At 66.6% G+C, this 12,371-nt stretch carries 12 protein-coding genes and 2 tRNA genes; 7 read left to right on the top strand and 7 right to left on the bottom strand.

Translation table 11 applies throughout. The annotated features are described in order from the left end of the window. Positions 1–104 precede the first annotated feature (104 nt). Both ACFVV5_RS16975 and ACFVV5_RS16970 read left to right on the top strand, forming a co-directional pair. A tRNA-Thr gene (locus ACFVV5_RS16975) sits at positions 105–176 on the top strand. A gap of 34 nt (positions 177–210) precedes the next feature. Further along, a tRNA-Met gene (locus tag ACFVV5_RS16970) sits at positions 211–284 on the top strand. An 83-nt stretch (positions 285–367) separates the two neighbouring features. Here ACFVV5_RS16970 and ACFVV5_RS16965 read toward each other — a convergent pair. Further along, complete coding sequence (locus ACFVV5_RS16965; RefSeq protein WP_387246445.1) at positions 368–796, bottom strand: tyrosine-type recombinase/integrase; 429 nt, start codon at positions 794–796, stop codon at positions 368–370. Between ACFVV5_RS16965 and ACFVV5_RS16960 the strand changes: the two genes are divergently transcribed. Continuing rightward, complete coding sequence (locus ACFVV5_RS16960) at positions 795–977, top strand: hypothetical protein (RefSeq protein ID WP_387246443.1); 183 nt, start codon at positions 795–797, stop codon at positions 975–977. The genes ACFVV5_RS16965 and ACFVV5_RS16960 overlap by 2 nt on opposite strands. Positions 978–1,591: 614 nt before the next feature. Continuing rightward, positions 1,592–2,098: a hypothetical protein gene (locus tag ACFVV5_RS16955; RefSeq protein WP_387246441.1), complete on the top strand. Its 507-nt coding sequence runs from the start codon at positions 1,592–1,594 to the stop codon at positions 2,096–2,098. Positions 2,099–2,147: 49 nt separating this feature from the next. Here the strand turns inward: ACFVV5_RS16955 and ACFVV5_RS16950 are convergent, their stop codons facing one another. Then, positions 2,148–2,390, bottom strand: a complete 243-nt coding sequence (locus ACFVV5_RS16950) for a hypothetical protein (RefSeq protein ID WP_387246439.1) — start codon at positions 2,388–2,390, stop codon at positions 2,148–2,150. A 165-nt stretch (positions 2,391–2,555) separates the two neighbouring features. Between ACFVV5_RS16950 and ACFVV5_RS16945 the strand changes: the two genes are divergently transcribed. Continuing rightward, positions 2,556–2,921, top strand: coding sequence for a hypothetical protein (locus ACFVV5_RS16945; protein WP_387246437.1), 366 nt, complete (start codon positions 2,556–2,558; stop codon positions 2,919–2,921). A 377-nt stretch (positions 2,922–3,298) separates the two neighbouring features. On the opposite strand, the gene ACFVV5_RS16940 is transcribed toward ACFVV5_RS16945, so the two are convergent. The 5 genes from ACFVV5_RS16940 to ACFVV5_RS16920 are packed head-to-tail and all read right to left on the bottom strand — an operon-like array spanning position 3,299 to position 9,702. Further along, a complete protein-coding gene (locus ACFVV5_RS16940) occupies positions 3,299–5,659 on the bottom strand; it encodes a beta-glucosidase (protein WP_387246435.1) in 2,361 nt (786 codons plus the stop codon). Positions 5,660–5,698: 39 nt separating this feature from the next. Next, a complete protein-coding gene (locus tag ACFVV5_RS16935) occupies positions 5,699–6,520 on the bottom strand; it encodes a 6-phosphogluconolactonase (protein WP_387246433.1) in 822 nt (273 codons plus the stop codon). Between the two features lie 44 nt (positions 6,521–6,564). After that, a complete protein-coding gene (locus tag ACFVV5_RS16930; RefSeq protein WP_387246431.1) occupies positions 6,565–7,377 on the bottom strand; it encodes a carbohydrate ABC transporter permease in 813 nt (270 codons plus the stop codon). Then, positions 7,374–8,345 carry a carbohydrate ABC transporter permease gene (locus tag ACFVV5_RS16925; protein ID WP_387246429.1) on the bottom strand — a complete coding sequence of 324 codons (972 nt, stop codon included), beginning with the start codon at positions 8,343–8,345 and terminating at the stop codon, positions 7,374–7,376. The genes ACFVV5_RS16930 and ACFVV5_RS16925 overlap by 4 nt, the downstream gene beginning before the upstream one ends. Before the next feature lie 4 nt (positions 8,346–8,349). After that, the gene (locus tag ACFVV5_RS16920; RefSeq protein WP_387246427.1) at positions 8,350–9,702 is read right to left on the bottom strand and encodes an ABC transporter substrate-binding protein; all 1,353 of its coding nucleotides are present in this window, start codon (positions 9,700–9,702) and stop codon (positions 8,350–8,352) included. 350 nt (positions 9,703–10,052) lie between these two features. On the opposite strand from ACFVV5_RS16920, the gene ACFVV5_RS16915 reads away from it, so the two are divergent. Further along, positions 10,053–11,012 carry an N-acetylglucosamine kinase gene (locus ACFVV5_RS16915; RefSeq protein WP_387246425.1) on the top strand — a complete coding sequence of 320 codons (960 nt, stop codon included), beginning with the start codon at positions 10,053–10,055 and terminating at the stop codon, positions 11,010–11,012. Positions 11,013–11,015: 3 nt separating this feature from the next. Next, a complete protein-coding gene (locus ACFVV5_RS16910; RefSeq protein ID WP_387246423.1) occupies positions 11,016–12,368 on the top strand; it encodes a hypothetical protein in 1,353 nt (450 codons plus the stop codon). The last annotated feature ends 3 nt before the right edge of the window (positions 12,369–12,371 follow it).

The following is a 12,371-nucleotide window of genomic DNA, read 5'->3' as shown; positions in this document are numbered from 1 at the left end:
ACGGTGTGCAACCGGGCATCCGGTGGTACAAACCAGGGTCGCGCGGATGGTATCCTCGTACGGTTGCCAAAAAACGTGCGGCGCTCGCGCCAGACGCAGGCTTCGCCCCCTTAGCTCATTGGTAGAGCACTTCCTTGGTAAGGAAGAGGTAGTGGGTCCGATTCCCACAGGGGGCTCCGCCCTCCCGGTGTTCGACACCGTGAAGGTCGCGGCGGGGTAGCTCAGGTGGTTAGAGCACACGGCTCATAATCGTGGTGTCGCGGGTTCAAGTCCCGCTCCCGCTACAAAGACCCCGAGATCTCGCCATCTCGGGGTCTTTCTTCGAGTTGCGCCTTCTGCAAGTCACCACTTAATCACCACTTATTCGTCACGCCACATGGCTGGCCAGCGCCTCGGCAGCCTTCTTCCCGCCCGTGTTTTTCGCCATGTAGGTGTTCTGGGCGATCGACGGGTTCGCGTGCCCGAGCACCTCGGCGATTGCCCGCGCGCTCTCGCCTTCCTGGTCGAGGACGGTGGCCACCGTCTTCCGGAACGAGTGTGAGGTGACCGTCTCGAGGCCCAGCCGGGTGCGGGCGTTGCTCCAGTCCCGGTGGGTGTTCCTCGGGTCCCGCAGCTTGCCCGTGACGGTCGGGAAGACGAGGTCGAGCGGGTTGTCCACGAACTGCTTGATGCGCCGGTCGCCGAGCCGCCCGATCAACGGAGCCGGTATCGCTATCGTGCGTCGGCTCGCATCCTCGGACGCCGTGCCCGCTGGCCGCTGCACGCCGGCGCGCGAATGCGCCACACTGGGCGTCATGACCGAAGCTCAGCGCATTCTCGAAATGCTCGACATCCGGATGAAGGGCGTCAAGACCAACGAGGAGCATGGCACCGCCTTGCACGACACTCTGGTGGAGACGATCGCACTACTGCACAGGCTGGAGCTCGCCATCAGTGTGAACCCCGAGATCAAGAAAACCTTCGACGCGCTTGGTTGAGCTCTGCCTGGATGGTCGCTCGGCGCTCATGTGCCTTGTGCACAAAAGGTATCCACGGCACCTGGCGCTCGATTCGGCATCGATCGCTCAGGGGAAGGGGTGCTCACATCGCCGACGTCCAGACATCCGGACGATTCGTCGCCTGTCTATTCGATGTCGTCGTCCATGCCGGTCAGAAATGACCGGTCAATCGGTTCGTGACCGGGGCGGCCAACTACGGACCCTCCTGACGGCGTGGCACTCCCGTGCTTCGCGGCGAGGTGATTGTTTAGGCCCGAGAGGTACTCGTAGGGACCATGCCCGCAGATCATGCAGACGATCGGTCGAGCCGGAACGATCCGCATCTCGGTCGGCTTCGGGGCGTCTGTCATAGCGCGAGCGTACTAGGTTGCGCCGACGGTCGCGGCGCGAGCCAGGCTCCGCCGACATTGAGCCGGACGACAGGGGGAGGGGCGGTCATATCTCATGCGGGGAAAAGTAGGGACGGCTCGCAGCGCGGGCTGTCCTCTCCCCCGCGATGTCACCTACCCCCCCTGCGAAACCGCGCACGCAGGCTAGGGGTCCCTGCTAGCCTGCGATCGTGAACGCGTGGGGCAGTTGGCAACGCCGTCCAGTTGGTCGGTGTCATCGTCGCGATTTTAGGCGTGTACAACACCTACCGAACACACGCGCCCGATGGTTTACGCGTAGGCAAGGCGATCCGGTCCCGCCTCCGCCTCATCGCGATTCGGTTCGGCAGTTGGGTCGCAGATATCTTCAAACCGCATCGACCGGAGACGCCCAAGGGGCCCAAGCTCCGGTGGTCTGGAGTGAGTGCATACGGACCAGTCGCCGACACGCGCACATACGAACTACCACCCGACATCCGCGACCAGATCGCAATCCTCACCCGATATATCCAGGAAGACTTCGCGACCCTCGCCAAAGTTGAGAGCGAAGCCGGACACACCAAGCACGTCGTGGAGCGCCTCGAGGCGGAACTCCAGCGAGTCGAGAAGACATCCCAAGCGCAGATGCAAGCCGGACTCCGGGACAATGCGCTCGGTGGCCTCGGAGTCGCAGCGCTCGGTCTGGCAATAACCGCTGTCGGGCTTGCCCTCACATTCCCCAGCTACTTCTAGGGGTGATGACCCCGGGCTGCCACCCGGGGTCATCCGCCACGGTGGGTCGTTAGTCCGTTCGCGTGGCCTCAATTTCGAGAATGGCCTGGGCTGCCGCTCGGAGTTCCGAACCCCTGCCGCTCTGCCCCGACTCCAGGTGCAGCCACCCGAATTGGCCACCCGCATACGGGGTCACCGTGGCGATGTTGCCGACGATGCCTTCGATCGTCACGTCATACGTGCCCCGGGAATCGCGGATGAGGGTCAGTGCGCCGTGCGTAAAGCGCTCGGGCGAGTTCGCAAAGTTAGCCATGCGCTCACCGTAGCGGTTCGCTAGACCGGCGAGGCCGCCAGCACCTCTGCCACACGTAAGCATCCCGGCTCTCTCGACGCGGCAGACGGTCCCCCGCGACTGCAGGAGGTGGGAACGCGGTCGTGTCGCGGCCCGGACGATGATGCCGCCTGTCATTCTGATCGCATGACGACAGCAGCACGAGCACACGACCTCTGGCTGACCCTCGCGCAGGTGATCCCGGTGATCGGCCTCGCGTTCGGCATCCTCATCAGCCGGTTCGCGAAGCAGAAGCGGAAGCACCCAGTCAGCCGGAAGGACCATCTCTACGCGACAATCCTGTACGCGGTCGTCTGCGCGATCCTGGCGATCGGCTGGGCGCTCTCGCTTACGTCGATCTATGCACCAATGGAGTGGCTTGACTCGAATCCGGACCTGCTGTTGCAGGTGGTCGTGATAGTCGGAGTCGTACTACTCACGGTGCCGGTGTGGGAGTACGGAGCCTCGCTCCCTCCCAAGAAGCGGGACCACGTCGAGGCGGATGGCTCATGAGTCACCTTTAGTCACCACTTATTCGAGGAATCTGGCGGAATTCCGAGGAATGCTCCGATCACCCTTTGGTCGGTAAACACCCTCTCATCTGGACTTCTATGTACGTAGGAGAATCCCCGGGAATGTGCGGATATGTCATATCCCCTAATCGTGGTGTCGCGGGTTCAAGTCCCGCTCCCGCTACTAGCCCCGAGATCTCGCCATCTCGGGGCTTTTTTCATGCCGTGAGTTCGCGCGTTCGGCCGAGTTGCCACGTTTTGCCACACTTGATTGAGATACATGAGCGGGCGATGGGCGCGAGGACCGACTGTCGCAGATTGAATCGTCTAGTGCAGCTTCTCGTTCCCATCGGAGCGATTACTGAACCTTGCGTCGGTTCAGCCGGCGTGCCCCTGGACGAAGCGCGACGCCGCGATGTCGATGAGTTCCGAATCCGGAACCAGCGGGGGAATCGACGGATCGTCCGGCAGCTCGATTGCCGTTGCCAAGCGAATGTCGCGCGAGGAGGCGCCAATCTCGATCCTGAACTCGCCGCCCTCGCGTCGCCACAGGCCCGTCCGTCCGTCCGTGCGTTCGGCGGCCGAGTCCCAGTACGCGAAGTCGCGGTTCTCGAGCTCGAAGGCGACCCGCGCCGACTCTCCGGGTGAGAGCCTGACTTTCTCGAAGCCGCGCAGTTCACGCACCGGGCGCCGCACCTCCGCATCCGGATCGCCGACGTAGAGCTGCACGATTTCGTGCCCAGCGCGGTCGCCGTCGTTGACAACCGTGCAAGACACCCGTACGTGGGCCGCTGCGGCGTCGACCACCTCGACATCGAGGTCGCGGTAGGTGAACGTCGTGTACGACAGGCCGTGCCCGAACGGGTACTGCACAGCGCGGTTCAGTGCGTCGTACCAGCGGTAGCCGATGAACACGCCCTCGCCGTAGAGCACCGTTCCCCGCTCGCCGAACCAGTTCGGGAAGCCGGGGGTACCCTCCACCGTGAGCGGGAAGGTTTCGGCTAGCTTCCCGGACGGGTTGGTGCGCCCGAAGAGCACGTCCGCGACCGCGTGGCCGGTGCCCTGGCCGCTGAGCCAGGCCTCCACGATGGCGTCGACCCGGTCGTGCCAGGGGTCCATCGACACAGGGGATCCGTTCGAGAGCACGACGGTGAGGGATGCGCCGGTCCGTTCGCGCACCTCGGCCAGCCGGGCGATCAGCGCGAGCTGGTCTTCCGGGAGCGCGAGGGAGTCCCTGTCGTTCGCCTCCTGTTCGTAGGAGAGCGGCAGGCCGGCGAAGACCACAATTGACTCCGCCTGCTCCGCTACGGCGGCGGCCTCGTCGATCAGCCGCTCGGCCGTCTCGGAAAGTGGCCCCCTACCCGCGTGCTGGACCGCCTCCGCGAGCTGCAGCTCCTTCGCCAAGCTCGCAGAGCGCCGGGCGACCCTGGGCTTGGTCTCGTCGTGGCTGATGCCATGGGCGGCCAGGATGGCGAGGTTGTCGTCCTGGTACGCGTTCTTCGTCGCATACACGTAACCAGGCGCGTAGACCACGCGGTCGCCCGCGATGCCGCGGATGGTGTCGAGCGGCACATCGATGCGGGTCGGGTCGACTCCGGAAGAGCCCCCGCCCTGGATGCGCGCGTGCTCGGCGAACGCCCCAATCACCGCGATGGTGCCGATGTCCTCCGCGAGCGGCAGGACCGGTGCGGCGGAGCCGGGAGCGTCCTCGTTACGCAGCAGCGTGATGCATCCGGCCGCAGCCTCCCTGGCGAGGGCGTGATGCTCGTCGGCGCGCAGGACGGCGAGCTGCTCCGGCGTGAGTCGGTCGCCCGCGGCGTGGCCGAGCGACATCACGGGCCCGTCGACCTGGTCAGCGCCCGGGTGGGCGCGGGCGACCAGGTTCAGCACGCGGCGAGCAGCGTCGTCGACGATAGATGCGTCGAGCGAGCCGTTGCGGACCGCCGCGACCACTTCGGCATCCGTCCGTCCGGCGGTGCCCGGCATCTCGAGGTCGAGCCCGGCGCGCACCGCGGCGACGCGGTCATGGACGGCGTTCCAATCAGAGACGACGGCACCCTGGTAGCCCCAGTCGTCGCGCAGCACCTCGGTGAGCAGCCAGTGGTTCTGCGACGCATGCACGCCGAGCAACCGGTTGTACGAGCACATGACCGTCCAGGGCTCCGCGCGGCGGACGACGCGCTCGAACGCGGGCAGGTAGGTTTCCCGGAGCGTGCGCTCGTCGGCGATGACCGAGATCCTCGTCCGTTCGATCTCCTGGTTGTTCGCGGCGAAGTGTTTGAGTGAGGTTCCGACGCCGGTCGACTGGACGCCCTCGACGTAGGCGGCGCCCAGGTCGCCGGAGTGCATCGGGTCTTCGGAGAAGTACTCGAAGTTACGTCCGCACAGCGGCGAGCGCTTCATGTTGACGCCCGGCCCCAGCACCACTTGCACGCCCTCTGCCCTGGCCTCGTCGCCGATCGCGGCGCCCACCCTGCGCATCAGGTCCCTGTCCCAGGATGCGCCCATCGCCGAGGCAGTAGGGAACCCGGTCGCCGGAACCCAGACCATGTCCACGCCGGTCTCCTTGCGCAGCCCGTGCGGTCCGTCGCCGACCTCGATGGCGGGGACGGCGGCCGGCAGCCCTGGCCGATCGATGGTCTGGGTGAACCAGTCGTCGACGCCGGACAGCAGCGACGCCTTCTCCTCCAGGGTCAGCGCGGCGAGGACGTCGTCGACATCGAACGGGGGAACGTGCATGGGGGTACCTTCCGGAAGGGGTGACGGCGCCGGTTGCGGTCAGCGCGTGGTCTGCGGGAGCGCCGCGGCGCTCCGGTCCACGAGGAAGCGCGGGGACGCGCATTGGGTGAGGACCGTGGCGGGCCACTCGGGCTCGTAGGCGTCCGCCGCGGCGAGCCTGCGCACGGTCGGCTGCTTGTGTTCGCCGGTGACGACCATGATCACGGAACGGGAGAGCTTGCGGATCGTGGAGATCCCGACGGTGACCCCATAGCGGGGCGCCTCGTCAAGACTCCGGAGCGTCGGGAAGGTGTCGAGGTTGTCGCGGCGGGTGTCGTCGCCGAGCGCGACCACACGGGTGACCGTGTCCGCGCCGGCGCCGACGGGGTTGAGGGCGACGTGGCCGTCCGACGCGCCGGAGGCGAGAAGGAAGAGGTCGATGCCGCCCGCCTGCGCCAGCCTCCTGTCGTACGCGCCGTCCGCGTCGCGGGGGTCCGGGTACCAGAGGTTCTGTTCCGGGATGACGTGCTCCGGTCGCGCGACGGCGTTAAGCCGTCCGAGGATTTCGCGCTCTCCATACCCGACGCAGCTGTGAGCGAGCGCTGGGTCGACGGCGCTGAACTCATCCTCGCGCCGCCCGCCGTCGGAACGCTCCACATACTCGTCCATCAGGGCGATGACGACGTTGCTGAGGTCGAGGTCGCGCTCGGCGACGATGCTGGCGAGCTGTTCGTAGGTGGTGAGAGGACTCCGGCCGGTCGGGCAGCCGAGGACGAACGTCCGGCCGGCCGCGTTGGCGGCGACGATCGCGTCGGCTATCTGTTCGGCGGCCGCGCGGCCGACGTCGTCGGCGGTATCGAGGACTTCTGGCGCGATGCGCATGGAGACTCCTTGTCTGAGGAACGGATCGGGCTGAGCGGAATCGCTCACTCCTTGATCGCGCCGTTGAGCACGCCACTGATGAAGTGGCGCTGGAAGAACACGTAGAGGACGAGCACGGGGAGGGCGACGATCAGCGAGCCGGCGGCCAGCAGGTTCACGTCGAGGGTGTTCTTGCCCTGGAAGACCCCGAGCGCGAGGGTGGCCGGCTGGATGGCCGGGTCGGCGATGAAGACGAGGGAGAGGAAGAAGTCGTTCCAGGTCCACATGAAGGACAGCAGGGCGAGCGTGAGCACGGCCGGCCGGGCGATAGGCATCAGCACCTGCCACAGCACGCGCCACGACCGGGCTCCGTCCATCTCGGCCGCCTCGATCAGGGACGGAGGTACGGCGCGGAAGGTGGCCCGCATCCAGAAGGCGCCGAACGGCACGCCCATCCCGATCTGGATGATGATGAGCCCGAGCCAGGAGTTGGTCAGACCCATCGACTGGAACGTGTAATAGAGCGGGATGATGAACACCTCGGCCGAGATCATCAGCCCGAACAGCACGAGGGGGAAGATCACCTTCTGCCCCGCGACTCCGAGCACCCCGAAGGCGAAGCCAGAGAGCACCGCCAGCACGGTCTGGCCGACGACAGCGCCGATGGTGATGACGGCGGAGGCCAGCATCGCCGAACCGAAGCCGCCGGCGTTCCAGGCCGTGATGAAGTTGCCGAACTGCGGATGCAGGAGGTCGAGCTGACCGCTGCGGTCCGGGCTGAGCGCAGTGAACAGGAACCAGACGACCGGGAAGAGTACGAAGATCGACACGGCGATGAGGACGGTGTGGTTGAGCACGCGCTCGGAGCGGGAGATCATGCGTTCTTCTCCTCGGAGAGGCGGGTGATGACGAGGGCGACCATGAGGCAGACGATTGCGATGATGATGCCGATCGCCGCGGCCATCCCGACGTCGGGGTTGAGGAAGGCCTTGCGGTAGAGCAGGAGGGCCGGCGTAGTGGTCGACGAGCCGGGGCCGCCTTGGGTGGTCACCCAGATGAGGTCGAACGCCCGCAGCGCGCCGGTGACGGTGAGCGTCAGTGCCACGGCCACCTGTCCCTTCAGGCTGGGGAGGGTGATCGAGAAGAACTCGCGGATCGGCCCTGCGCCGTCGATACGGGCCTGCTCGTAGAGCTCGCCCGGGATGGCGGCGACACCGGCGACGAACAGCACCATGCAGAGTCCCATCGCCGTCCACGTGCCGATCACGCCGAGCGCAGGGAGCGCCCAGGTGAAGTCGCCCAGCCAGTTCTTGGCAAGGTCGCCCAGACCGACGGCGTGGAGGGCGGAGTTGAGGGGACCGTCAGGTCCGTAGATGCGCTTCCAGATCACGGCGACGACCACGCTGGTCAGCACCTGCGGGAGGAAGAGCAGCCAGCGGTAGACACCGCTGCCCGCGGTCTTCCCGCGGCCCAGCAGGGCGGCGGAGATGAGGCCGAGTGCGATCGGGATGAGGGAGAAGAACACCACGAGCACCAGCACGTGCCCGAGCGACTCGATCAGCGCGGGGTCAGTGAAGAACGACACGTAGTTGCTCAACCCCACCCAGCGGGCCGCGCTGACGCCGTCCCAGCTGTAGAGCGAGTAGTTCACGCTCTGCAGGATGGGGACGAGCACGACGAACCCGTAGAACAGGAGCGCCGGCGCCGCGAACGCCAGCCCGAGCCAGCGGCGCCGTCGAGCGAGCGGCGACAGCCGGCTCTTCTTCGAGGACGGGCGCGGAGGACGCGGCGCCGCCGGTGCAGCGGCGGGGGTCTCCCGCCGCTGCACCAGATCGGACGAGGTCATCGTCTCAGCCCTTCGCCCGCTGCGCCTGGAAAGCGTCGTAGTCCTTCTGACCGGCCACGCCGAGCTGCTGCGGCGTGACCTGACCCGCGAAGAGCTGCTGCAGCTGGCCGCCGATCGTGTCCAGCATCGTCGGGGTGGACCAGTCGAAGTAGGGCACGTAGCCGTTGCCCTTGTCGAGCGCCTGCTGTGCCTTGATCTCGCTGGCCAGCTCCGGGTTGCCGCTCGGAATGGACAGGTCGGCGTGCAGCAGCGGCAGGAAGCCGTGGTCCACCGCCTCCTGGGCGGCCGTCTTGCTGGCCATGAAGTCCAAGAAGGCTGCCGCCGCATCCGGGTTCTTCGACTTGGTCGAGATCGCCAGGTTGGCGGCGGATGCGCCGGTGCCGACGACCTTGTCACCCTCGACCTGCGGGAGCTGTACGTAACCGAAGGTCTGCTTCTGCGCTTCGGAGAACGCGAGGGAGCCGGTGTACTCGAAGCGGAAGGCCGCCTTGCCGGTCAGGAAGTCGTTCTGGGCGTCCGCGTACTGGATGCCCGGGTAGTTCGGCGTGAACCAGCCGGCGTCCGCCCACTGCTTCACATCGGTCGCCGCGTCGACGATCCCGGTGTCCGTGATGGGCACGCTGCCGCTCGAGTAGACGAAGTCACCGATCTTGCCCGCCGGCGCGTAGAGGTTCTGCGTCGCGAACAGGATCGACGTCGCCGACCCCTTGTCCTGCGAGCCGAACGCGATCGGCGTCTTGCCTGCCGCCTTGATCGCCGCTGCGTCCTTCTCGAACTCGGCGAGAGTGGTCGGCACTGGCAGTCCGAGACTGTCGAGCATGGTCTTGTTGTAGTAGAGCCCGATCAGCGAGGAGCGGGCGGCCGGGGTGGCGAAGAGCGAGCCTGTCCCCATCTCCTTTCCGTCCGGGGTGAACTCGAGCTGACGCGAGATGGTGTCGGGGATCTCCTTGCCCCAGCCGTACAGCTTCGAGTATGCGTCGAGGTTCATGATGCGGCCGCCCTTGGCCAGCGTTCCCATCGACTGCCAGCCGTTGTTGACCAACGCGATGTCCGGTCCGTTCGGGTCGGCGAGGCGCAGGTTGAGCGTGTTCATCACCTGGCCCCAGTCCTGGGTGGTGCGCTTGATCGTGATGTTCGGGTGCTGCTTCTCGAAGTCCTTGACGACGGCGTCCATCCACTTGCCTTCGTCGTTCTGCCAGAAGTCGAGGATCTTGAGCGTGACGTCCTTGCCCGACACGTCTTTCGAGACGGGACGGGAGGAGTCCGCCGCCGTGGATCCGCCCGGCGCGCAGCCCGCCAGGCCCAAAGCCAATCCGGCAGCTACAGCAATCGCTCCAGCGAGGTGCCGCTTCTTCATGCGAGTCTCCTTTAACTCGTCGCCCAGTCGTTCACGCCGATATGCAGCGCGGGAGCAACGCTATTCTTAACCAGCTCAGTTAGTCCACTTGAGGACGAAATAACAACCATTCCAGTGACTGGTCCGGTAATGTCCGCCTCCCAAGACCGCAATATGCCGGTCCTTCGAGGTACCAACACTCCAACACCGCACCTGATAGCCCCCTGAACGGCCCCCATGGAACCGGACCAGTGTCCGATCTGGTTGTTAATCACCAGCGAACTGGCATAGCTGGGCTGTGTGTGATTAGCGTTGAGGCGCCGCCGACGTTGGTGGGCCACGCCAGGAGACCGACTGTGAGGGACGAACTGATGAGCCGAGTGGTTGGCATCGACATCGGCGGCACGAAGACGCACATAGTCGTGGCTCCGGCCGACCCTTCCGTGGAACCGGGATCGGATCCCGCATCGGGCCCTCGTGAGATCGTCGTGCCGTCTGCTTCGTGGCGGGGCGGCCTCGGAGACTTCGAGGCGGATGCCAACGGGCTGCGCGCGCTCCTGCTCGAGCACGTCGGCCCGGAGGTGCTGACGGCGCCGCTCGCCGTCGGCGCGCACGGCTGCGAGAACACCGCGCAGTGCCGCCAGCTGGAGCACGCTCTGCGTGCCCGCTTCAGCGGCCCGGTCGCCGTCATGAACGATTCCGAGCTCATCGCACCCGCAATGGGTCACGAGCGCGCCATCGGCGTCGTGGTCGGCACCGGGGCGATCGCCACCACCAGGGACGCGAACGGCGAGCTCGTCAGCGCGGGTGGTTGGGGCTGGCTCCTCGGAGACGAGGGCAGCGCCGCCGGCCTCGTCCGCGACGCCACCCGGGCTGTTCTGCGCGAGCTGGACCGCGGCGGGTCGTTCGACCAGCTCGGCCGGCGGCTGCTTGCCTCATTCGCAGCCAGCGACGGCGATGAGCTCGCACTGGCCGTCACGAACGCGGCATCCGCGGAGGAGTGGGGCAGCCACGCTCCCGAGGTCTTCGCCGCTGCCGATGACGGCTCCGCAATCGCGGCCGAGGTCATTGCCGAGGCGGGGGAGCACCTCGCCTGGCTGGTGCATCAGCTCCTCGAGCGCGGGGTCCCCGCCGACGGCGTCGTGGCCGGCGGCTCGGTCATCCAGCGTCAGGCACTACTGCAGAATGCGTTCGCCGCAGCCATGGGTAGGGACCACCCCGGCGTCGCACTCACCATCCTCGACAAACCCCCCGTGCTCGGAGCCGTTGCCGTGGCTCACCGGATCGCACGGGAACAGAAGGTCAACACCATCCAGATCGGAGACAAGTAGCAGATGAAAGTAACACTCATTGGCGCAGGGAGCCGGGAGTTCGCCGGCACCATCATTCGCGACCTCCTCCTGAGCACGCCGATCGCCGAGAAGGGTCTCGACATCACGCTCATGGACATCGCCGCGGCTCCCCTCGCCGAGATGGCGGCCTACGCGAGGCACCTGATCGGCGTGCTCGATCACGCGGCCACCGTCACGACGACGACCGACCTCGACGAGGCCGTGACGGGCGCGGACTTCGTCGTGACCGCGATCGAGGTGAACCGCTACCACTATTGGTCCCAGGACTTCACCGTGCCGCGAAAGTACGGATTCCGTCAGGTCTACGGCGAGAACGGCGGCCCCGGCGGTCTGTTCCACGCTCTCCGTCAATTCGGCCCCCTTCTCGAGATCGCCCGCGCGATCGAGCGACTGGCACCGGATGCGCTCTTCCTCAACTTCTCGAACCCTGAGCACAAGGTATGCGAGGCCATCTCGCGGCTGACGTCGGTGAAGGTCGTCGGCCTGTGCCACGGCTACTTCCAGGGCGCGCGCCAGATCGCCGCGCTGCTCGACACCCCGCTCGCCCAACTCGACCTCGCCGCGGGCGGGATCAACCACTTCGCGTGGTTCCAGCGCATCCAGGACCGCCAGACGGGTGAAGACCTCTACCCGCGCCTGCGCGAACGGGAACACGACGCGAACTGGGTCTCCGACTGGCACGAAGTGGGTCTCTCGCGCATCCTGCTCCGCCGGTTCGGCCTGTGGCCGTCGCCGAGCGCCAACCACATCGGGGAGTACCTGTCCTGGGCGGACGACTACGTGCCCGCCCAGCTCCAGTACTTCAACGACCCCGCCGACGGCTCGCCCTGGCGCGAGGGCGTTGCGACGCCCGAGTGGTACTACGAGATCCGGTTCGCGGACACCGACCGCCCGTACAGCCCGCCGAAGCACGCGCAGAAGACGCTGGAGGCCAGCCTCGAGGACCGTCCGATCGTGTCGTCGGAGGAGCTCGCAATCCCGATCATCGAGTGGGTCGCCTGCGGCGTCGAGCGGGACCTTCCCGCGGTGAATCTGCCGAACCGCGGCGCCATCCCCGGCCTGCCGGACGACATGGTCGTCGAGGTTCCGGCACGGGTCGTCGACGGCGAGCTCGTCGCGATCCCCATGGACGAGTTCCCGGAGGGCGTGCTCGCCATGATCCGGCTGCAGGGGAGCATCCACAAGCTGCTGGTCCAGGCGTACGCCGAGCAGTCGAAGGCGAAGCTGCTCCAGGCCATCCTGCTCGACCCGGTCGTGGACTCGCACAACCGCGCCGTCGCGATGCTGGACGAGTTCCTCGAGCTGCAGAAGGACATCCTTCCGCCGCTGCACTGAATC

Origin of the sequence: Leifsonia sp. NPDC058248 (genome assembly GCF_042881905.1) — a bacterium.
GTDB lineage: Bacteria > Actinomycetota > Actinomycetes > Actinomycetales > Microbacteriaceae > Leifsonia.
This window is presented reverse-complemented; position numbering and strand designations above follow the sequence as displayed.